The organism is Photobacterium kasasachensis (assembly GCF_050336885.1).
GTDB lineage: Bacteria > Pseudomonadota > Gammaproteobacteria > Enterobacterales > Vibrionaceae > Photobacterium > Photobacterium kasasachensis.
In genome coordinates this window covers 56,072-76,920 of sequence record NZ_JAKJSH010000024.1, presented here as the reverse complement: position 1 = coordinate 76,920, position 20,849 = coordinate 56,072, and the positions used below count along the sequence as shown (strand labels likewise).

Annotated in this window: 14 protein-coding genes, 1 other RNA gene and 3 pseudogenes; 3 read left to right on the top strand and 15 right to left on the bottom strand. The window is 48.7% G+C overall.

The window, feature by feature from the left end:
• Positions 1–79 precede the first annotated feature (79 nt).
• Positions 80–448, top strand: a transfer-messenger RNA (tmRNA) gene (ssrA, locus tag L4D19_RS25620).
• 150 nt (positions 449–598) lie between these two features.
• A pseudogene (locus tag L4D19_RS25615) lies at positions 599–1,041 on the top strand (tyrosine-type recombinase/integrase); the annotation flags it as partial.
• 14 nt (positions 1,042–1,055) lie between these two features.
• On the opposite strand, the gene L4D19_RS25610 reads toward L4D19_RS25615, so the two are convergent.
• The 4 genes and pseudogenes from L4D19_RS25610 to L4D19_RS25595 all read right to left on the bottom strand — a co-directional run bounded on the left by L4D19_RS25610 (position 1,056) and on the right by L4D19_RS25595 (position 7,096).
• Entirely contained in the window at positions 1,056–2,975 is a 1,920-nt protein-coding gene (locus tag L4D19_RS25610) for an N-6 DNA methylase (protein ID WP_428454784.1), read from the bottom strand.
• Positions 2,975–4,873 (bottom strand): ATP-binding protein, encoded by a 1,899-nt coding sequence (locus L4D19_RS25605; RefSeq protein WP_428454783.1) that lies wholly within the window; start codon positions 4,871–4,873, stop codon positions 2,975–2,977. The genes L4D19_RS25610 and L4D19_RS25605 overlap by 1 nt, the downstream gene beginning before the upstream one ends.
• Before the next feature lie 287 nt (positions 4,874–5,160).
• Positions 5,161–5,325: pseudogene (gene mads1 / locus L4D19_RS25600) on the bottom strand (methylation-associated defense system helix-turn-helix domain-containing protein MAD1); the annotation flags it as partial.
• Positions 5,326–5,482: 157 nt separating this feature from the next.
• Positions 5,483–7,096 (bottom strand): competence protein CoiA family protein, encoded by a 1,614-nt coding sequence (locus L4D19_RS25595; RefSeq protein WP_428454782.1) that lies wholly within the window; start codon positions 7,094–7,096, stop codon positions 5,483–5,485.
• A gap of 116 nt (positions 7,097–7,212) precedes the next feature.
• Here L4D19_RS25595 and L4D19_RS25590 point away from each other — a divergent pair, with 116 nt between their 5' ends.
• On the top strand, positions 7,213–8,070 hold the full coding sequence (locus L4D19_RS25590; RefSeq protein WP_428454781.1) for a helix-turn-helix transcriptional regulator: 858 nt from the start codon (positions 7,213–7,215) through the stop codon (positions 8,068–8,070).
• A gap of 149 nt (positions 8,071–8,219) precedes the next feature.
• On the opposite strand, the gene L4D19_RS25585 is transcribed toward L4D19_RS25590, so the two are convergent.
• The 11 genes and pseudogenes from L4D19_RS25585 to L4D19_RS25535 form a co-directional block, all read right to left on the bottom strand.
• Complete coding sequence (locus tag L4D19_RS25585; RefSeq protein WP_428454780.1) at positions 8,220–9,824, bottom strand: methyl-accepting chemotaxis protein; 1,605 nt, start codon at positions 9,822–9,824, stop codon at positions 8,220–8,222.
• A 489-nt stretch (positions 9,825–10,313) separates the two neighbouring features.
• Positions 10,314–10,643: a DMT family transporter gene (locus L4D19_RS25580; protein ID WP_075762472.1), complete on the bottom strand. Its 330-nt coding sequence runs from the start codon at positions 10,641–10,643 to the stop codon at positions 10,314–10,316.
• Positions 10,644–10,654: 11 nt separating this feature from the next.
• Positions 10,655–11,056, bottom strand: coding sequence for a DMT family transporter (locus tag L4D19_RS25575; RefSeq protein WP_428454779.1), 402 nt, complete (start codon positions 11,054–11,056; stop codon positions 10,655–10,657).
• Positions 11,057–11,107: 51 nt separating this feature from the next.
• Positions 11,108–11,854: a hypothetical protein gene (locus L4D19_RS25570; protein WP_428454778.1), complete on the bottom strand. Its 747-nt coding sequence runs from the start codon at positions 11,852–11,854 to the stop codon at positions 11,108–11,110.
• A gap of 37 nt (positions 11,855–11,891) precedes the next feature.
• A complete protein-coding gene (locus tag L4D19_RS25565) occupies positions 11,892–12,563 on the bottom strand; it encodes a phosphate propanoyltransferase (protein WP_428454777.1) in 672 nt (223 codons plus the stop codon).
• 314 nt (positions 12,564–12,877) lie between these two features.
• Positions 12,878–13,117, bottom strand: a pseudogene (locus L4D19_RS25560) (BMC domain-containing protein); the annotation flags it as partial.
• A 10-nt stretch (positions 13,118–13,127) separates the two neighbouring features.
• On the bottom strand, positions 13,128–14,096 hold the full coding sequence (gene cutD / locus L4D19_RS25555) for a choline TMA-lyase-activating enzyme (protein ID WP_160649700.1): 969 nt from the start codon (positions 14,094–14,096) through the stop codon (positions 13,128–13,130).
• Between the two features lie 69 nt (positions 14,097–14,165).
• Positions 14,166–17,576 carry a choline trimethylamine-lyase gene (cutC, locus tag L4D19_RS25550; RefSeq protein ID WP_428454776.1) on the bottom strand — a complete coding sequence of 1,137 codons (3,411 nt, stop codon included), beginning with the start codon at positions 17,574–17,576 and terminating at the stop codon, positions 14,166–14,168.
• A 92-nt stretch (positions 17,577–17,668) separates the two neighbouring features.
• Positions 17,669–18,811, bottom strand: coding sequence for a 1-propanol dehydrogenase PduQ (locus tag L4D19_RS25545; protein ID WP_428454775.1), 1,143 nt, complete (start codon positions 18,809–18,811; stop codon positions 17,669–17,671).
• A 15-nt stretch (positions 18,812–18,826) separates the two neighbouring features.
• Positions 18,827–19,084 (bottom strand): EutN/CcmL family microcompartment protein, encoded by a 258-nt coding sequence (locus L4D19_RS25540; protein ID WP_075762480.1) that lies wholly within the window; start codon positions 19,082–19,084, stop codon positions 18,827–18,829.
• Between the two features lie 32 nt (positions 19,085–19,116).
• The gene (locus L4D19_RS25535) at positions 19,117–20,805 is read right to left on the bottom strand and encodes an acetaldehyde dehydrogenase (acetylating) (protein ID WP_428454774.1); all 1,689 of its coding nucleotides are present in this window, start codon (positions 20,803–20,805) and stop codon (positions 19,117–19,119) included.
• Between the last annotated feature and the right edge of the window lie 44 nt (positions 20,806–20,849).

Here is a 20,849-nt window from a genome sequence, read left to right as displayed (position 1 = left end):
GATTTTTCTCCATAAGCACTCGGCAAGTAGGCTTTTGTATTGACGCTAACGTTTTTTCTGTTAACATCGATCGAACTCTGGGGCTGATTTAGGATTCGACAGGATCACGAAGGCTTTGGGAGCATGCCGTGGGGCGGTTGGCCACGTAAAAAGCCGCAAAAAAATAGTCGCAAACGACGAAAACTACGCACTAGCAGCTTAATACCCTGCTGAGAGCGCTCCTGCCCTAGCTTCCGCTTGTAAGACGGGGAATAACAGGGGTTCAAACCCAAACAAGATAGCGAGGGAATCTTTGACTAGAGAGATGAACCGCGAAATAGAATTCTGGTATGTACTTGCATAGCGTGTCTGTTCGCAGTGCACTTACGAGAATAAAGACAGACTAAGCATGTAGCGCCTCTGGTTAGACTGGTTTTGGACGCGGGTTCAACTCCCGCCAGCTCCACCAAACGTTTGGAAACGGGACATCTTCGGATGTCCCGTTTTTGTATCTTCTATAGAATAAAATCAATAAGTTTCCATCTTATAGAGCGGCTGCCCCATACCATAGAACCTTCCGTATCTTCTGCAAAAGCCAGTATGGAAGGTGAGTATAGGAAAAGTCTGGGCCATTCCAGCTAAGCTGATGACAAAGTCCAAAGAACATCGTGTTCCTTTCACTGAGCAGCCATCATTCTGCTAAAGACAGTGCACCCTATCAGTGGGCATCGTGAATTTGTATTCACTTATGGCCATGATCTTAAAAGCCATGTAACAACCAAACCGCTAACATGACTTAAACGTATGGGGTTTGCTGGAAGGCTTGTTAGTCATGGAATGCGCTCACTTGCGAGTACTACGCTTAACGAGCAAGGTTTCGAGCCAGGCTTGATTGAAGCTGTAATAGCTCATGTTGATGATAACCAGGTTCGTAATACCTATTACCGTACCGATTACCTAGAGCGTAGTGCTCCTATGGCATGGTGGCAGAGTGAGCATATAGAAGAGGCCGCCAAAGGCAGCCTCTCTGTGACAGGGGCCAAGCAGCTCCGTGCCATATAAATAGCTACAGAATCCTATCTTTTAAGCGCCTTTTCATTAATTGATTCCGTTGTGATTGTTTCAATCCCTTTGCTAAAGTCTACTAACAGGCTTTGTATCTTGCTCTTACTTTCTTCAATAGAAGTAAAACAGTCACTCAGTTCCCTTTGTTTTTCGAGACTAGGTAAAGAAACCTCCACTTCATATAACTTATTGATAGAAAGAAACTTTTGTGCAGTACCTGTTGCCAAACTGTTCAAGTCTAGGCTTTTTAAAACATGAGCCAGGTAGGGTAAATACACCCTAGTGGTATCCAATAGCTCCAAACTCATAGCATTACTGGTTAACCAATAGGGTTGAGTTGAAAAGTGTATGTTTCCGCAGTGTGCTCCTACCTTTCCAATTACGATTGAGTCTCCAGGTCTGTTTGGTTCTACGTTGAACCCTATTACTCCGTTACCGCCGTATACAGGAAACTCTCCACTATCCATTACTTCTGATTTATTGAGTTTGTCTCCAGACCTAAGTTTACAAACATCTATTAACTTAACCTGATGTATATACTTAAACTCGAGGTTTCGAGACATATGATCGAAGTGATTTTCGATTGATGTCATCAAAGCTGACTGTTCGCTTTTCAATGAAGAGAGCATTTTCTGTTTGTCAAACTTCAAGCCCTCTTCAATCTTAGGTAAAGAAAATGAAAGATTAAGTGACTTATCTTTTAGTAAAGACTCTTTGCTTACTAGACAAGAATATTTACTAACTTCTCTACGTTCATACAATGACGTAAAGTCCTCAAAATCAAAGTCTGTAATTGAGTTTAACTTATTCAAAGATTTGTTCGTACTTAGCTCATAGAACCAAATGTCTTTGTCTGGCGGAGTATTATCAAAAAACAAAACACTAACTTTAACTCCAGAGTATGGCGCTAATGTACCTTTGGGAAGGCTCAGAACTGTGTGCAGATTAAAGTGCGTTAGCAGCTGTCGCTTTAGTTCATCTAGATGCGCTGCATTACCGAATAAAATGCCATCTGGAATAATTATCGCAGCCCGCCCCCCCTTTGCCAGCTTATCCATCGTATGCTTAAGAAACATTGCTTCGAGACTGCCGCTATAACCATGATAATAGTATTCGTACTTACTTAACTCACTAGACTTACCGAAAGGTAATCCCGATATAACAAATTCGTATTTCTGATCATGTTTGTCTAGCAATGAATCAGATATCGACACTCCACTAATGTCGATATCGTTGAGAAGTAAGTTCAAAGTTCCTATCAAATGCGCAAATGGACTGAGATCATTACCAATAAATTTTAAACCATTAAAGCAGCTCTTATCTTTCGTGTGTTTTTTTACCTCAACAAAAGCCCCGCCGGTTCCCATAGCAGGATCATAAACAGTAGTTAGTGGCTCAGGGTTTAAAACACTGACCATTGCCTTAATCAACGGTCTTGGAGAATAATATGCACCTGATGAACCAGAATCCTTCACCATATTAAGCAATAGATAGTCAAAATCGACTTCAACACCTTCTAATAAATCTAACTCTTCCAATCTATGTATAGCCAAATCTAAGATTTTCTTTGACCTTATTCGAAAAGGTATCTGCTCTAGAATGTTTTCGATTTTTTTCCAGTTATGGCGAGAGAAAACGCTATGAGATAATTCATTTTCACTAAAACGAATGTTAGCTGCAATCCGACTTAATTTTTCTCTTAGAGTATAAAAGTCAATTACTAAACCATCTTTTGAAAAATCATCCAGTTCGCAAAATAAGTTCTGAAATGAGCAAATATGACTTTCGTTTAATAACTCTATTGAGACGGTCTTATGGAGATACTTAATTAATAATAACAGTGACAATTGCTCAACGGCATCAATAGCATTGTTTATGCCAGTATCCTTTCTTAAGAGTTCAATGATATCTATCAATCTACTATTATTCATTAGCCTTTCACCAAGTATTTATACATATTAACGATATCATCACTTATCTCTTCAGGAATGATTCTGTTAACATACTTTTGAGCTTCTTCAATACAAAACCCTTTACCATCAACATTTATATAAGGATCAACGATTTTCTTAACTGAACTTGATGGATGCTTAGCCAAATAATTATTAAACTTATCATCAATTCCAATATCTCCATTTTTCCCTACTTTTAAATGGCAATCTTCTGCGTAGTGTCTGTTGATTTCATCACATGCAGTACCCAAAGCAGTATACGATAGTAGATAATGCTTAATCTCTCTTCTTCTCCAAGACAATAACGCCACCTTTGATAATGGCTTTGGATCTTTTGTAGTTTTTTGTCTCCCTTCTAGTCTTTGGTTAGTACTTTTTTTAGGTGGTTTTGGGGGCTCTGTAGGCTTAAACGAATGGCCTTTAACTAAAAATGGATTTTCAGTTGTACCAATTAGGTTATTAGGGTATTCGTCAGCATCGCATATCAAAAATACTCTTTCAGTTTTAGCTTTCAGTTTGTTCAATGTTTTTAAAGTCGTTAAAAATCTTTCGTAGTTTTTTAACCAGTTTATTTTATTGTCACCGAATGTATTCTTATCTTGGCCTTCAACAAATCCAGAAGAAACACTCAAGCAAATGAAATCAGATAGACTATTTTCAATTATTTCATCTGAATATCCTTCATCATTAGAGAGTTTTTTCTTAAGTAGCAATTTAAATATTTCCCAGTCATGCGCATGATCCATAACTACAATATTTTTATACATAGAAACAATTTTGTACTGTGTTTCTTCAACTTCAGATAAAGCCTCTAACCTCTGAAGTAATTTGAATGATGAATTGGCATATTGCACCTCTCCACGCTCAATGGTTCTTAACTTATCGATCCCAGCTTTAGCAATAGAGTCCAGCAAGTGTGATGTTGTGATTAGTGAACCTTTAATTTTATTGTAAACCTCCCACAACCTATCAATATTTTTATAATGGAGATGCGAATCTGCTTCATCAAACAAAAACAAAGTGTTTTCTCTATCAAAAAGATCAACTAAAGCATATAAAAAAAGTAGTTGGTACTCACCATCGCTCAAATCCTCCAAACGTAATGACTTACTTTCCTCACCCGAGGAGCCATTCACTTTCAAAAACTCAAGGTTTAAACTTTTTTTAACTACAAAGTAATCGTTATCAGCAGCTTGTGTGAAAAACATTATTTTTGAATCAAAAGAGGTATGCTCATCGGTCTCGAAAGACACACTGGATAACTCACTTTGAGACAACTGAATCGTTTTCAGCTCTAGAGGTTGACTAAAATCATAACTATCGTCCACTAATGTGTTAATAAAGTTGCTTAGAGTTAGATGATAGGCCTTGTTGGTCATAACATCACTGTTGCCTTGCTCTTCTTCTTTTTGAGCTTGCCCTACTAAGTTCACATACGCTTTATCAACTTTAATATCAAAAGAAATTTTTGTTGAATCATCTTCTTCAAATTCATTTTCAATGACATAACCATTATAACGTAAGAATTTGCGGACCAAACCGTTTTGGTTACCAGTGGTAGATAAAAAGACTAGTAACTTTGCCAACGACTTATCATAGTAAAAACAATCCAAGCTTAGTGCTCTTTTATCTTTACGCTCATTATTTAAATAGTGAGCAAAGCGTTCAGAGTAACTTTCATTTTGGCCAGACGAAAAACAAACGACCTTAAGGCCCTCATATAATGAACCTTTGAGTTTTTCATCAAAGATAGACTTTAATATCGTTGATTTACCAGAGCCATTCCCGCCTATGAACGTAGCAATTTTATCAAACTCAAGCTGCTGTGGTTGGTTATAAAGGACATTAGGTGGTAGAGGGAGTGAAACAGTTGCCATCAGTAATATTCCTTAATGTAACCATATGCCCTGTCGAACAGGGTTTGGTCTGTATGTAACTTGTATTTGAGTAATGCTTTGCGAAGTGATTTTTGAACTTCACACTCACCGCCCGTTGTATTTTGCCAACCAGGGAAACGCACGATACGTACAATAGCATAGATGTCAGTGACAATACGCTCGACAACTGCTGGTGTTTGGTCATCCTTAAGCTCTAAAAACAAGTCTGTCAAAGCGGCTTTTGATAGGTACTGCTCTAATTGTGAGAGCGTTAGTTTACCGGTCATTTTACTCTCTTCTATCCAAGCCTCAAGGTCTTCACGTTTGAAACGCCATGAACCACCAACTTTGAAACCTGGTAGTTTTCCTTCGCTAGCTAATCTATATGCTGTTTTCTCGGCCAACTTTAGGTAAGCGGCCACCTCTTTCAAGGTTAGAATTTGGTCTACCATTCAGAGTGTTATCTCATGTTGGTTTCATTCATTAGAATTGAAGGTGAGAGAATATGAGAAAATTGGAGAATGGGCAATGATCTGCATTAGATTATGAAATCAAATGCAATATCTGATGAGTACTCCAAAATAGGGAGTCATTGTTCGCCTTTTCTAACTAGCTATAGCGCTCAAAATCATCCAACTCTTCTTGAGCGTTTCTCGATAGCAAAATCGTATTCTTCGTTGCCCGCTTGACTAGTACTTCAGGTAACACTTCTAAAAGCTCCTTTCTCTGTAGCAAGTCGAAGCTACTTTTAAACGCTTTAACGAAGTCATTTGATAGTTTTACCATCACATCTAACTGCTCAAATTTCTTATCATATTCAGACTGAAGATCATGGCACTGACGTTCAATGGATTTGAATTCTTGCATCCGTTGATTAAGCGTTTGTCGGTAGTCAGAGCGAGCCAAGCAAAACTCTCTTACTTCAGCCATGTTGTTGGCGTAAGTATCGAGAAGGTCGTGCTCAACAAGCTTTTCCTCTACCATAGATGTCAATTGCGTCACCTCTTCAAGCAAAGTGTTTCTTTGCTGAATTAGTGGCCTTAACTGTTCTTCTATTTGTCTCGCTTGCTGATCTTGTATCTGCTGTTTATTAATTACCAAAGAATCAAGCTCATCACACAACAAAGACTTCTCAAACTCCAAAACCTTTAGCTCTTCTCCTAACCTTTCATGAGTAAATTTTCTTGCTTCCATTGCATCTAATTCACTCTGAAATCTTCGTTGGAACTCATCCTCTAGCTCTTGTTCAAGTCGCTCCCGCCTCCTCTTAAGCTCCTGCTGCCACTGTTCTTCAAACTCATTTTTAAGCTTGGTTAATGTTGCTTCGTTCTGCTCATCAAGCTCTGTAAGCCTTCCGTTAACCTTTGCAGTTATTTCATTTTCAAGGTTAGCTCTTCGAGCCCTTACATCTTTGAGGAGAGTTTCATGCACTTCGATCGCTTTTTCGAGTTCTGCTAAAATCTCATCTTGAGCGCTTTCTCGAAGCCTCATTCCTTCTAGTCGATCTTCATAATTTCTCTGTTGTGATTCTATACGTTCTTCCAGTGTTTTTTTTGCTTTTTCCTGCTTACTCTCTCTTTCTTCCAGTTGCTTTTGAGAACGCATTAATGCTTCAAACTGCTTTCTAACGGTTTCGTGCTTACTTGCCGCATTACTTGCAATATCATCAAGGTAATCATTGCAGGTATTCAGTGACTGTATCCGAACCAAGCAATGCTCTAAAGAATCGAACTGGTCTAAATGACCACACCCCGAAACATCAATTTCTATTACGTTTTTACCATTGGTTCGGCAGTCCCAAATTTTGTTTGCATCGCATTTATGTTTATTGGCTATCTCAATCCAATACTGTTCACTACCAACCTCTACAACTAAATCAGGTCGACGGCCATCCATATAGACCTCAACTTGAACATCCGAAATCTTGAGCTCGGAACAAACATCAGGAGCCACCCAACCAGCCTCTAGAGGGATGGGTATCTTTCCGATCTTGGTAAAATATTCTTTTGCTGTAAGGTGCAACTGAGTTTCATATGCCAACACACATGCTTCATCAAAGTAATGAGAAAAATACCAAGCTTTCTTCTTTCCTTTATTAGCGACTAGCTTTGCACCACAACAAGCACACACGACATTTTCCTGGAGACCACTATCGACAGACTCAATCGAAATGGCCTCTTTTGTATCTCGATAGACTGCTCTTGTTAAATGGATTTCGCTCATCACTATTACCCCAGCGCACAGTTGACGTTATTTTGACCAAGAAATAATATGGCCTCATTAACGACAGGTAAATACTGATTACATAAACATGTAGCATAACCAAACAGGAAAGACAGATGAAAAAATGGCCTATAAGATGGGATCTGCTTTTTCGATATAGACTCATTGAAATCATAGCTTTGTGGGAGGGCAGGCTTACGACCAATCACCTGACGCAAAGCTTCGGAATTGGTCGTCAACAAGCATCGAAGGATATCAACAGTTACCTAGCTGATATCGCACCTGGAAATCTTATCTACGATAAGTACCTAAAAGGCTATAAACCTAGTAATAACTTTACGCCCAAGCTTACCTGTGGGCACGCAGATGAATACCTACACATTCTCTCTCGCAGTGAGGATATGGCGATCACCTTTAATGAGCTCGATATGGGATTCGAAAATACTTCAATGGTTCGCCCTGTCACACGTAACATTTCACCAAAGGTTCTTCGTCCACTAGTCCAGGCAATACGAGAAAAGAAACGTGTCGATATTTGCTACACAACGCTTAAAGATGGCGAAGAAGTCGAACGGATTATCTCTCCCCATACATTGGTTTGCACACCTCTACGGTGGCATGTTCGGGCCTACTGTGAGCACTCCGAAGGTTATAGGGATTTTGTACTAAGCCGTATTCGTGGCCTCCCAGACCTCAACGATAAAGCTTCAAATAGTAAAAAAGGTGACCACCTTTGGAATACCAAACTGAGTGTAGAACTTACACCAGACCCTCGACTCAACGAGAATCAAAAAGCAGTCATTGCCAATGACTTTGGTATGAAGAATAACTTGCTTAGTATCCCTACAAATGCGTCGTTAATCAGATATGTACTAGATGCCTACAACATCGATATACATGTTTTGGATTCAAATCCACAAGGCCAGCAAATTATTGTAAACAACTTGCACGAACTAAAGCTGTTTTTGTCGTAATTCAAGCTGCATATGTACCAGTCTATCGATACATCAACATATACTCGCTGCTTAACTTGGTGTTAATTAATATCTTCCTGAATTAGAGTGGCTGGTACCCTCGATTACCAGCCACTTCAGTCAATCACATATCTCAGATCAAACCGCAATTAAATATGAAAACGCTCCGTGTAGTTGCTTAGTTGCTGCCCTACCTCGGATAGGTGGTCGGCCAACTGTTGGTTGTTAGTGGCGTTGTCGCGGGTTTTGTGGGAGGTGTCGGCAACATGGACGATGCGCTGATTCATGTCATCGGCAACATCACTTTCTTCCCGTGTTGCGGTAGCGATATGGGCGTTCATTTCATTGATGGCAGCAACAGCTTCGACGATACGCTCTAGGGCTTCATCGGCCTGTTTCATGTGTTCGACACCAGCAGCGGCCTGCTGCTGACCGGCACCAATCACGTCTACTGCCTGATGGGCCTGCTTTTGCAGCTTCTCGACCATCTGCTGAATTTCGCTGGTTGAGTTGGCCGTTCTAGCGGCCAGGCCACGTACTTCATCGGCAACAACGGCGAAACCGCGTCCGGCCTCACCGGCACGGGCGGCTTCGATAGCGGCATTCAATGCCAATAGGTTGGTCTGCTCGGCAATATCGTTGATCACTTCCAGTACCTTGCTGATGCCCATACTGTCGGCATTAAGAGTATTAATCACTGTGCCTACCGACTGCACCTGCTGATTAAGTTCATCGATGGTGTCGGTGGCCTCCAGCATCACAGTGCGGCCGCGGTTGGCTTCCTGCTCGGCACGGTTAGTGTATTCCGAGGCATTGGCGCTGCTTGAAGCGACTTCCTGGATGGTGGCGGAAATCTCATTCATCGCCGTCGAGATCATCTCGATCTCCTGGTATTGCTGCTGCATACCGCTGGCATTTTCAGTGGCTGCCTTTTTCAGCTGCAGGCTGGATACGCTCAGCTGCTCACTCGATTTGATGACGCTGCCCAGCATGCTGGCAAATCCCCAGCGCGCTTCGTTGTAGTCGGTATAAAGCGCACCGATTTCATCGCCACTGTCATCAGATGGTAGCGGTTTAGTCATATCGCCTTTAGCGAACAGCTGCAACGCTTCACGCAGTGGCAACAGAGGTTTCATCAGGTATTCGTTGACGTAGAGATACAAACTTCCGGACAGCAGCATCAGCATCAGGATCAAGCCGAGCGAGATCTGCATCTTGACCGTCACACTGGCGTTACTGGCCGTCTCCATCATCTTCACCGCGGTATTCATTTCCTTGAGAATAACCGGAGAGCGCTGATACAGCTCTCTTATCAGGGTGGCGTTCTCTTCGCTGCGAAGCTGGCTTTCATCTACCTGCAGCAGCTTTTGGATACCGGCGCGATATTCAAGCCATAGCTCGTTCACCTTGCTAAGCTGGGCCTCAATCTCAGGGGTCTTGGGCGCTGATATGCCTTGCTCCTTGTCGCCGTTTCTCAGCAGGTTCATCGAAGACTCAAACAGTTTAATAGTCTTGTTAACTCCCTCTTGCTGTTCCATGCCGGACTGTACCAGCAGGACTTCCTTGGCAACCCGTTGGGACAGCATTCGCTGGCGTCCGGCTACGTTGATGGTTGCCGCATCGGCTTCCATCCCGTAGTAGATAATCCCCATCGCGCTAAACCCGGATAGTACTAGGATGACACTCAGCAGCAGTAGCTGCGCCTGGATACTCTTAAGGCCGATAGTCTGAAGTAGCTTTCTTATTATTTTCATTCTTTTTATTACTCTTATCTTTAAATAGTTTTGATTTATTTCAGCAAGCGTTGCCATGGTGCCGCTTACACCACGTCGAATTGGCACTCCACTCGCCAACGCGACCCGACTTGCTGAGCAGTAGCTATCGGGGCAATCACTGAGTTTTGACATCAGGCTGGTTTTGATCGCGACACAACCCGTCAAACAAATGACAAAAGCGTCAAAACACAGACATACTACAATAGAGGTATAAATCAGGAATATGGTTTCAAATCAAAAAGTAGTGTGAATTATGAATTATTTGTCGCATATTTGATCAGACGTCAGGTTTTAGAAAACTAGACAGGCACCTCGTCAAGAAACTGACACAAATACTCATAAAAAAGCCCCTAATACGAATTAGGGGCTTTCAGCTAACTATCTAGCTTTGGGCTAGACAGTCCATGACCATGCTCCAACTTAATATGAGTCTCATGTTGATATTGATAGCATGGTCTGGTTTGGGGTTTACATCTGCGAGAACACGTTCATGATCACGCCGCCTGTGATGATCAGGCCCATTGCCAGCATGGCCGGGAAGTCAGGCTTCTGCTTGTAGAGGATCATCGAGAAGATTGTTACACCGATAATACCGAAGCCACACCATAGCGAGTACGCAATACCGACAGGGATATAACCCATCGCCTTGGTCAGCGCGAAGTAACACAGGCTGTATGCACCAATAACCAGCGCCGACATCGCCGGGTTACGGAAGTTGTTGGTTTTCTTGATGTATGAAGTACCTGTGATCTCAGAGCAAATTGACAGTGCCAGCCACAAAAATCCTACGTTAAACATGGTGTCTCTCCTTACCCTTTCGCTTCTTCAGTTTTAAGTTCGATTGTTTCTTCTTCGCTTTCTTCTTCACCCATCTTGGAGAACAGGTTCATAATGATGATCCCGCTGGCGATGATCAGCATGCCGATCATCGCGGCCATATCAGGATGCTGGCCGTAGAACACCATGCCCAGCGTCGATACCAACAGAATGCCGGTGCCAGACCAGGTCGCGTAAGCAAGACCAACCGGCAGGTATTTCACCGCCTGGGACAGCGAGTAGTAACACACCACATACAGCAAAACGATAACTGCCAGCAGGGCTGTTTTGGTGAAGCCTTCACTGGTGTCGAACATTTTCAGGGTTGAGGTGGCCGAGGTTTCAGAGGCGATGACCAACGCCATCCAGAGCCATTTTTTTACAGATTCAGACATAAATACTCCTAAAGTTTTCTTTCAATTTTTGTTTTCGAATTAGATAAAGCGTTAGCCAGCCTGCTGAGCCTTCACATACTCCAGAGCCAGATCGGTTAACCGGTCCTGCTCGGAAAATGCGGCGATCCCCTGCTCCATCACCTCGGAAAGGGTGATGAAGCGTGGCGATGCCGATTCAGCCGGCGCACTTGCATTTGTTCTTACGCTTGTTGTTATTGCGCTCGTTGCTCTTTCGTTAGCTGAAAGGGGTTGGCAGCCCTGCACCTGTGGTTCTGCGTCAAATACTGCTATCGAACCAAGCGTTAAACCCAGAGCGTGTACCGTTTGACGCTGTGCTGTCAGCCTTGCAGTCATGGCCGGATTATTAGCCAATCCCTTTAGCTGGTTCAGCTCGCTGTCCAACCGGCACTGATAATCCAGAGCGGCTGTCGGTATCCCTTTCATCAGAGCGGTTTGCACCAGTACGGCACCTGGCGATCCAAACAGGCCGTTGGCGATCTCAGCCAGCGTTGCCGGATCGAGAAACGGTAGCCAGACCGCCTCGAAACCAGACAGAAACTGCGCCGGATCGCTGCCGTCCCACGTAAGGATCTCGCCTACTCCCTGCCACTGAATCGCTGAATGCGCAGCAGCTGCCGAAGGCGGGATGTAGATGGAAAACCGACGCTGCGAACACTGTTGAAGACGCGCAATGATCAGGGACTGATAGTCCGCATCACCGCCCAGCACAACCAGCGTGCGAGGCTGCATGCCCGTGAGCACGCGTTTCACCAAGGCTTCAATCTGTTGCTCGTTCATTCCTACCTCTCTTAGCTCAGTCATTTGTCTGGCTTAATTACCTCGCCAGATAAACGTCTTCTCCCGAGCGGATCCCTGCCGCATTGGCTTCATCGGTGTCGATATGGAATTCCAGCGCGTATGAAGGGCTGACTCGCACCACCACCTGCTCGAATACCACGCCACAACCGCCACCAGCACGCACCTTCACCCGCTGGCCATTCTCGACCTGAAAACGGGCGGCGTCCTGCGTGCTCATGTGGATATGGCGCTGGGCACAAATCACTTTTGAATCGAGATGGCAGTAACCCGCCGCTCCGACCAGCAAGGCATCTGCGGAGCCAGTCAGATCGCCCGACTCGCGAACAGGCGCCTTGATGCCGAGGGTGTAGCAGTCGGCTTTCGAGACCTCGAGCTGCGTTTGTGGCCGTGCCGGACCCAGCACGCGTACACGCTGGATCGAGCCCTTAGGGCCGACGATAGTGACGCACTCCTTGGCTGCGAACTGGCCCGGCTGCTTGAGCTCCTTGATAGGCGTCAGCTGATAGCCCGGCCCGAACAGCGCTTCGATGTCCTGCTGGCTAAGGTGAACATGGCGGTTTGACACCCCGGTAGGAATGCCAAGCTCCGACACCGCACCTGCCATGACCGAGCTCAATACCGCCGCTTCCTGGCGGCAGCTCGGCGGCAGTTTCTGCTCAATCTGTGCCATTAACGTTGCGCTGATCATTTGCGTGGTCCTTGTTTACGGGTTCGGGTTGAACGCTTCGCCGCTGGTTTGTCACTAGTCGCCTTGCGGCTTGTTGCTGGCTTAGGCTCTGTTTCCTGTGCAGCTTCTGGCCCTTTAGTGGCTGTTGGCTCCGCCTTTTGCTCGGGCTCTGGCTTTTGCTCTGACTTAACCAGCACCTCAGGTGCAGGCTGCGCCTTTTCCGGTGTTGCAGTATCGACTTTCTGTGCAGGGGTATCGGCTTTCGGTGCAGGTTCACAATCTGCATCGGCAACCGGCTCCGGCAGGGCTGATGAGGTGTTTTCCAACATCGCCAGCACGCTCTCGTCCGGACGGGCGATCACCAGTGACGCCACGACGCCCTGCGCCGCTTCGACACCGTTTTCTACCGCCGCCGATATGGCACTGATCTCGCCGTGAAACATCACGGATACCAGCCCCGAACCAATTTTCTTGTAACCCACCAGATTGACAGCTGCCGACTTGCAGGCCGCATCAGCGGCGTGAATGGCAGGCGTCAGACCCCGGGTTTCTATTACGCCCAAACTGGTCGTCATCGTTTCCTCCTTAATGTCGAACCAAGCGGATATCGAAATCGAACTGGGTAAAGAAGGCGCTTAACTGGTCTAGCTCTTCGTCGCTATAGCCAAGGTCTTGGGTGATTGGGTAAATCATGTCGAGCTTGTCGTATTTGGTTTTGCCAAACTGGTGGTATGGCAGCACGTCGATACGCTGGATGTTGCCGCGCTTGGCAAGCTCCATGACATAGCTGAACGCCCCGGTGATCGAATCGTAAGAGTCGTTGTAGCCGCGGATCAGAGGCATACGGATCACGATGTTGGCGCCAATATCGACCAGGTATTCGAGGTTGCGTTTTACCCCTTCGTTACCAATTCCGAGCAACTGACGGTGCTGGTCGGTATCAATTTGCTTGATATCAAACAGGAACAGATCCGTGCAGGTGGCCAGCTTCTGGTAGCTTTCCAGGCTGGTAGTGCCCTGGGTTTCAATCGCGGTGTTGATCATCTGCTTTTTGCATTCGGTCAGCAGCGCCGTGGCGAAATCCGCCTGCAGGCTCAGCTCACCGCCGCCCAGAGTCACCCCGCCGCCAGAAGACATGTAGAAGTCGTAGTCCTGCATGATGATTTCCATCAGCTCGGAGACCGTGACATCTTTACCCATCACATCCAGCGCATCGCCCATGCACACTTCTTCGCACTTACGGCAGCCAATACAGTCCACCGTCCGGTTGATTTTGTGGACTGCCTTGCCGTCCGCACCGGTGCTCATCATGTGCACACCGGCAGGACATACCTGGGCACATTTGCCACATGCGACACACTTGTCCTGGCTGAACATCACCTGGAACTTACTGCTCAGCCCCTCGGGGTTGGCGCACCAGTCACACTGCAGGTTGCAGCCCTTGAAGAAGATCAGCGTCCGGATCCCGTCACCGTCATAAATGGAATACTTCTGGATATTGAATATCCGTCCTGTTAGCTCTGCGTCTTTGCTCACTTGTGCTATCCCAGTCATTGTTATTTCTCCTCACTTCGCTCGCGCTTAGTGGCTTTAATAAGGGGCCTTGCGGCCCCTTGGGCTGGGTTAGAATTTTTCCAGTACGGTACGGCTGATGATTTCGTCCTGAACTTCCTTACAAAGCTCGACGAAGTAGGCGCTGTAGCCGGCAACACGCACGATCAGGTCGCGGTATTTCTCTGGCTCCTGCTGGGCCTTCTTCAGCACTTCGTTGTCGACGTAGCTGAACTGCATCTGGCCGTTGCCGAGAATCGAAGCGGTTCGCAGCAAGGTGATCAGGCCGTTCTTGCCTTCCGGCGTATCGAGCAGACCTTTGAGGAACTTGAAGTTGTGCACCATACCGATGTTCATGGTTTCAACGTTCATCTTGCTCACCGACTTGATGATCGCCGTCGGGCCCTGCTTGTCCGCCCCCTGAGTCGGGCTGATACCGTCAGACAGCGGCATCCACGCCAGACGGCCGTTCGGTGTCGCGTTGGTCAGTTCACCAATCGGGGTGTTGTTAGAGATAGACAGGGTGCCGTGGCTCAGACGCGAATAAAGCATCTCGTACTTGCCACACTCACGCTCGGTCCACTCGGTGATATCCAGCGCGAAATCATCGGCGTAGTTATCATCGTTACCGAACTTCGGTGCGTTCAGACAGTCACGGCGCAGCTCTTCGAAACCTTCGAAGTTAGCCAGCATCGCATCGCGCATTTGCTCCAGGCTGTACTTCTTGTCTTCAAATACCAGCTTGCGGATCGCAGCCATTGAATCGACGTATGTTGCCAGGCCAGAGAAGATCAGACCCGGACCGTAGTTGACCACGGCACCACCGGCACTGACGTCTTTGCCCTGTTCCATACAGCCTTCCACCAGCAGTGACATCAGCGGCTTAGGTGCCACATCGCGGTGCACGCGCTGGCTGATCACCGTACCGACGGCAGACAGTTTGACGATATGGGCGATTTGCTCCTTCACCGCCGCATCGAATGCGTCGAAGGTTGTCATGCTATTCAGATCACCGGTATCCAGGCCCTGATGGCTATCGAACAGCACCATGCGGCCGCGGTTCAGCACGAACTCAATCGCGATAGGCCACTGGGTGTAACCAGTAGAGGTCCACTGGTAGATACGGCCAGATTTCTGCGGCTCTACACAGCCCATCAGGCAGTAGTCACGGGCATCTTCGAAGTCGTAGCCTTTGCGCAGCATCATCTTGATGTGCGAATCATCGAAGTGACACGCCGGGAAGCCCATACCCGCCTTTACGACATCAACGATTTTTTCCATGTAGTGCTGTGGCGACTGGTTGTGAATACGACACGCCAGCGACGGCTGGTACACCTTCACAAAGCGCACCGCATCCATGATCAGCAGGGTCAGATCATTGGTCGCATCACCGCCCATACGCTTCTGACCGCCAACGGTCAGGTTGATGAACGGCTGGTAACCGGCGAAGTACTTCGCGCCCAGCTCGCTCGACATCCACATCAGCTCGGCACACTTGATGATAAAGGCCTGCATCATCTCCAGAGCTTCTTCCTTGGTCAGGCGGCCTGACTCAATATCCGCCTGGTACATCGGGTAGCAGTACTGGTCAAGACGACCCAGTGACAGGCCGGTCTGGTTCTCTTCCACTTCGAACAGTGACTCGACCGTCCAGATGCTCTGCAGCGCTTCCTGCAGGGTCTTCGGCGGGTTGGCCGGGACGTTTTCGTTAGTTTCAGCGATGGTGAACAGCTCGGCACGGCGCGCCGGATCAGTTTCGGTCAGTGCCAGTTCGCGGGCGTGGTTTGCCAGACGCTTGGCGTAGGCCATGACACCTTCACAGCTTTCGATAGACGCCTTGTAGAAGTAGATCTTGTCGATGTCTTCCGGGTTTTCCATGCTCAGCTGAGCCAGTTTTTCCTCGGCATCAGCCTTGATGCCGTTCATGCCCTTGGTGAATAGCAGAACGTCGTAACCCGGACAGGTATCGCCACCACCGTTGATCTGGTGGTAAGACAGATCACTGACGTAAGTCTCGCCACTGAACTCCCACAAACCGGCTTCGCGGTACTGGGCTTCACAGATCTCATCTAAAGAGCGGCCTTCCCAGAACGGTACGATCTCTTCGCGGATCACCTTCTTGTCTTCTTCGGAGATCTCGAACGGATCCTGCGGACGGGTGCTCATGGTATCGAGTTCGTCACGAACCCAGCGCCATGCGATATCCGGCGAGAAGGCACCGGCACGTGGCTTGCCACATGGGTGGCCGACAATCAGCTCGTCGTCCTGGATCAGCAGCGGTGCAGTTTCACAGGCCACGCGGAATGCCTTGGCACGTAGCAGAATTGGTGGCAGACCCTGGTGCTGCTTGGTCACTTCGGTGAATGCCAATGCACGGTAGATAGATACACTCGGACGGGCTTTCAGGTAGTTCTGGCGCAGGCGCTGCATACGCGGTGTCAGGCCTTCCATCTCTTTGACTTCAGACTCGGCGGTTGTTGCAATCTGCGGAGCCGCTGCAGTAACAGGAGCACCACCGGCCTGGTACAGGCGAACCACCAGTTTGCTATCAAAGCTGGCTAGATTGTTACGGGCAGCCAGCAGCATCTTGGACAGATCGTTGATCATCAGCTGGCTGTCTTCGAAACGGCCGCCCTGTACCATCCAGTCGAACATCGGGTAACCGTCGACGGCTTTTTCAGCACGCACTTCTGACAACTCGCTCAATTTCAGCCAAAGGCTTTCGATAACTTCATAGGCCTGCTGCTCGGTGATCACACCGGCCTGCAGATCACGCTGGTAGTAGCTGTATAGCGCCTTGTCGAAACCGGCTGCACCCACGGCGTAGCCACCGTTGTCCAGGTGCATCATTAACTGGAACAGATAGAAAGCCTGACAAGCTTCCTTGAATGTCTGAGCAGGTTGGGCCGGTACGCGGCGAAGGATCGCAGCGGTTTCTTTCAGCTCGGCCTGGCGGTACGGGTGAGTTTCCGTTGCCGCCATGCGCTCCATTTCGGCAGCCAGTTTGTTGGCCAGCGCCACGGCACCGTTGCAGGCAAAGATCATCGCCTTGCCCTGATTGACTTCGTCCATGCCGCTGCGGCTGATCGCGCTGCCGATGTTTTTCAGGCGCATCTCAATGTGCTGTTCCAGTACCTGGAAACCAGAGCTGATCACCGACATGTAGTCAGGGCTGTTGGTTTTATCGCAGTTAAGGAAACCAAACACAGACTCGTTGTTCAGTTCGTCTTTGGTGTGGAAGATTGCACCGCGGGCCTGAGACGACTGGCTGCCGACAATCAGTTCGTCCTGACCGATATGAACAGGCATCTCAGCCATTAGCTGGGAAAACTGATGGGCATTTTTGACCATCGGCGGCATACCGGCGATATCGTCGGCCATTGATGCCAGAATTGTTGCACGCTCGGCGCTAATAGTACTTTTTTGCGCAAGCAGTCTTTCCGCCAGCATTTTTACACGCGGCGTAAGGGAATAGTTGGCCATAATTCAGCCTCTCCTAATAATATGTTTCACTGTCGGCCGGGCCTGGACGGCCCGCCGTTTCGATATTGGATTGTTGTGCGCTATGGCATTGCCTAGGTGTGGGCAATACCTGCAAACGCTTGTCGGTATAGGGTTTCCAAGTGGTGGGTGTTCACCTCACGCGGATTGGTCGGGGTACAGCTATCTTTCAGCGCCGGACCGACCAGGTCGGGCAGCGAGGCAAAGAACGCCTGCTCGGCCACCTCGCAACCGCGGATGCCTGCCGGCATATTCATCTGCTCTTTAAGCACATCAATCGCCACGATAAGGCTCATCACCCCTTCTCGCGTAGAACGGCTCGGCAAGCCAAGCTGCTTGGCCAGATGAGCATATTTTTCTGCCGCCAAGGTCTGGCAGTCGCCGTGCAGGTTGGCGTTAAAGGCCACAACATGCGACATCATCAGGGCGTTCGCCCGTCCGTGCGGAATGCCAAACACACCACCCAGCGCGTGGGCCAGGCTGTGGGTGATCCCCAGCGAGGCATTGGTAAATGCCATGCCGGCAATGCACGAGGCATTGTGCATTTTCTCCCTTGCTTCGAGGTTGCTGCCGTTCTGGTAGCACTCAAGCAAGTGGGCGAAGACCAGCTGCACAGCCTTTTCGGCAAGGGCATCGGTAAAATCAGACGCCATAGTCGAGACATAGGCCTCCAGCGCGTGACACAGCACATCCATCCCGGTATCGGCGGTAATGCCCGCAGGCACCGACTTCACCAGTTCAGGATCTAAAATGGCGTGATCCGGCAACATAAACTCGTCGACCACTACCCATTTTTCGCCCTTTGACTTAATCACCGAAAATGCCGTGACTTCCGAGCCCGTACCGCTGGTGGTCGGGATAGCGACAAAGCACGGTTTTTTCGCCAGCTTGCCACTTTCCCACAGGGTGTAGATCACTCCTTTGGCCGCATCGATCACCGAGCCACCACCCAGTGCGACAACCACATCCGGCGCATCGGCATCCATCTGCTTCATGCCGTTGACGATGACCGAGATGTCCGGATCCGAGGTCACATCGGCAAACAGGCTAACCACCATCTGGTTGGCAAGCAGACGCTGGCGGACCATGTCGGCCATACCAAACTTGACCATCGCCTGATCGGTAACGATCAATGCGCGCTGACCAGTCAGTGTGCCCAGCTTGTCTAGGGCGCCGTTGCCAAAATGGAGCGTCGGCTTAATCTGAAATTCATTCATGCGCTCTGTTATTCCTTATTTGTCCTGATGGACTTTTTCCACGATGGCAACGATTGACATGGCCTTGTACTGCTGTTTGTGCAGCGCAAAATATTCCTCAACCAGGACCAGGTCGCGAATGCCGGCTCCCACACTGTCGACGGCTACATAGGTACGGTCCTTGATGGGCTCGAGATCGTCCCCCAACGCCGTTACCAGCAATAGGTTGCTGCCTCGTAGTTCGTCATTTTTCTGCGGGGCGACGACATGCCCGGTTACCTTTGCGAGAATCATAGTTTTGCCACCTTCTGTTGCGTTGCTACCGGTTAGGACGCCATGCGACCCATCACCTGCTTGATGATGCGCTCGACATTCTCTTCCGTTATGTCACGACTAGCGTCACTGCCGACGCCAGTGCCAGCGTCATTGCAGGCCGGTGCCGGAACGCCGCAGCCAAAGCGGTCATCCGCCGATGTTGTTGCTGCAGGTGCAGCAGGAGCCGCGACAGGTGCCGGGCCACCGGTAAAGCGCGTGTCTTCGAAAATGCTGGCCGGGGCACTTGCAGCCACGGCAGGAGCCGGAGCAGTAACAGGCGCAGCTTGTACTGGCTGTGCTAACTGTGCTGCTGGCGCGATAGACGCTTCCGGCTGGCGAAGGTCGTCAATATTGCAGACGCCGTAGCCGACCTTGCGGACATTGAGCAGGTTCATCGGGCCGACGTTATCTGAGCTCGAGCCGCCGCCAAGAGCGCCGCAACCTAGGGTCAGAGCCGGGATCAGGTTGGTTGTCGCACCAATGCCGCCAAGGGCTGCCGGGGTGTTTACCAGCATCCGGAATACCGGTTTTTCCAGTGCGAACTGGCGCACGATGTCCTGGTTCTGGGTGTGGATCACCAGGGTGTGGCCCATGCCTTCGTTGGTCAGCAGTTCCACCACGCGGTCACACGCCGAACGCCAGTCTTCCTCGATGTACAGGCCCAGTACCGGGCAGAGTTTTTCACGGGAATACGGGTTTTGATGAGATACGCTGTCCTGGCGCGAAATCAGTACCTTGGTGTTAGCCGGTACACTGAATCCGGCAATCTCTGCCAGTGATTGTGCGCACTTGCCGACGATAACCGGGTTAATCATGCCGTTCGGACGCAGCAGGATATTCGCCAGTTGTTGCGACTCCTGCTCATTCATGAAGTAAGCGCCCTGAGCCAGCAGCTCCTGATGCACCTGCTCATAAATGCAGCGTTCGGCGATGATGGATTGCTCGGAAGCACAGATCACACCGTTATCGAAGGTTTTACTGGTAATGATGTCGCTGACAGCCTGCTTGATATCGGCGGTACGCTCGATAAAGGCCGGACCATTACCCGGACCACCGCTGATTGTCGGTGTGCCCGATGCGTAAGCCGCACGCACCATGCCTTCGCCACCGGTTGCCAGGATCAACGAGACATCTTTGCTGTGCATCAGCTCTTTGGTGGCTTCCATCGTCAGCAGCGTCACGCCGTCGACGATACCGGCAGGGGCTCCGGCTTCCAGCGCAGCACGCTTGACCAGCTCAATGGCTTTCTGGCTACACGCCTTGGCATTCGGGTGCGGCGAGAAGATGATCGCATTACCGGCTTTGAGCGCGATCAGCGTCTTGTAGAAAATCGTTGATGTCGGGTTGGTCGACGGAACCAGCGCGGTGATCACCCCAAGAGGTACACCCACTTCCATCACCTTGTTCACCGGATCATCGGAAATGATGCCAACCGTTTTGATCGGCTTGATATGCTCGTGCACCTTGGTCGACGCAAAGGTGTTCTTCAGTACCTTGTCCTGCCAACGCCCGAAGCCGGTTTCCTCATGGGCCAGTTTCGCCAGCTCTTCGGCATGGCGAGCCGCTTCGGCAGCAATGTGCGCGACAATGCTGTCGACTTTTTCCTGCGAGAACTGCGCAAACTGGGCTTGTGCCTGTTTGGCCTGTTTTAGCAGCTCACGGGCTGCCTGGATGGATTGTAAATCCTTGTCTAAAGTCATGATCTCTAGTCCTTCACTAATGCGTGAATGAGGGGTAGAAGGAT

Excerpts from the sequence above, each read along its gene's own strand:
- L4D19_RS25610 (WP_428454784.1), bottom strand. The coding sequence starts at position 2,975 with ATGAATAATAGTAGATTGATAGATATCATTGAACTCTTAAGAAAGGAT.
- L4D19_RS25605 (WP_428454783.1), bottom strand. The coding sequence starts at position 4,873 with ATGGCAACTGTTTCACTCCCTCTACCACCTAATGTCCTTTATAACCAA.
- L4D19_RS25595 (WP_428454782.1), bottom strand. The coding sequence starts at position 7,096 with ATGAGCGAAATCCATTTAACAAGAGCAGTCTATCGAGATACAAAAGAG.
- L4D19_RS25590 (WP_428454781.1), top strand. The coding sequence starts at position 7,213 with ATGAAAAAATGGCCTATAAGATGGGATCTGCTTTTTCGATATAGACTC.
- L4D19_RS25585 (WP_428454780.1), bottom strand. The coding sequence starts at position 9,824 with ATGAAAATAATAAGAAAGCTACTTCAGACTATCGGCCTTAAGAGTATC.
- L4D19_RS25580 (WP_075762472.1), bottom strand. The coding sequence starts at position 10,643 with ATGTTTAACGTAGGATTTTTGTGGCTGGCACTGTCAATTTGCTCTGAG.
- L4D19_RS25575 (WP_428454779.1), bottom strand. The coding sequence starts at position 11,056 with ATGTCTGAATCTGTAAAAAAATGGCTCTGGATGGCGTTGGTCATCGCC.
- L4D19_RS25570 (WP_428454778.1), bottom strand. The coding sequence starts at position 11,854 with ATGAACGAGCAACAGATTGAAGCCTTGGTGAAACGCGTGCTCACGGGC.
- L4D19_RS25565 (WP_428454777.1), bottom strand. The coding sequence starts at position 12,563 with ATGATCAGCGCAACGTTAATGGCACAGATTGAGCAGAAACTGCCGCCG.
- cutD (WP_160649700.1), bottom strand. The coding sequence starts at position 14,096 with ATGACTGGGATAGCACAAGTGAGCAAAGACGCAGAGCTAACAGGACGG.
- cutC (WP_428454776.1), bottom strand. The coding sequence starts at position 17,576 with ATGGCCAACTATTCCCTTACGCCGCGTGTAAAAATGCTGGCGGAAAGA.
- L4D19_RS25545 (WP_428454775.1), bottom strand. The coding sequence starts at position 18,811 with ATGAATGAATTTCAGATTAAGCCGACGCTCCATTTTGGCAACGGCGCC.
- L4D19_RS25540 (WP_075762480.1), bottom strand. The coding sequence starts at position 19,084 with ATGATTCTCGCAAAGGTAACCGGGCATGTCGTCGCCCCGCAGAAAAAT.
- L4D19_RS25535 (WP_428454774.1), bottom strand. The coding sequence starts at position 20,805 with ATGACTTTAGACAAGGATTTACAATCCATCCAGGCAGCCCGTGAGCTG.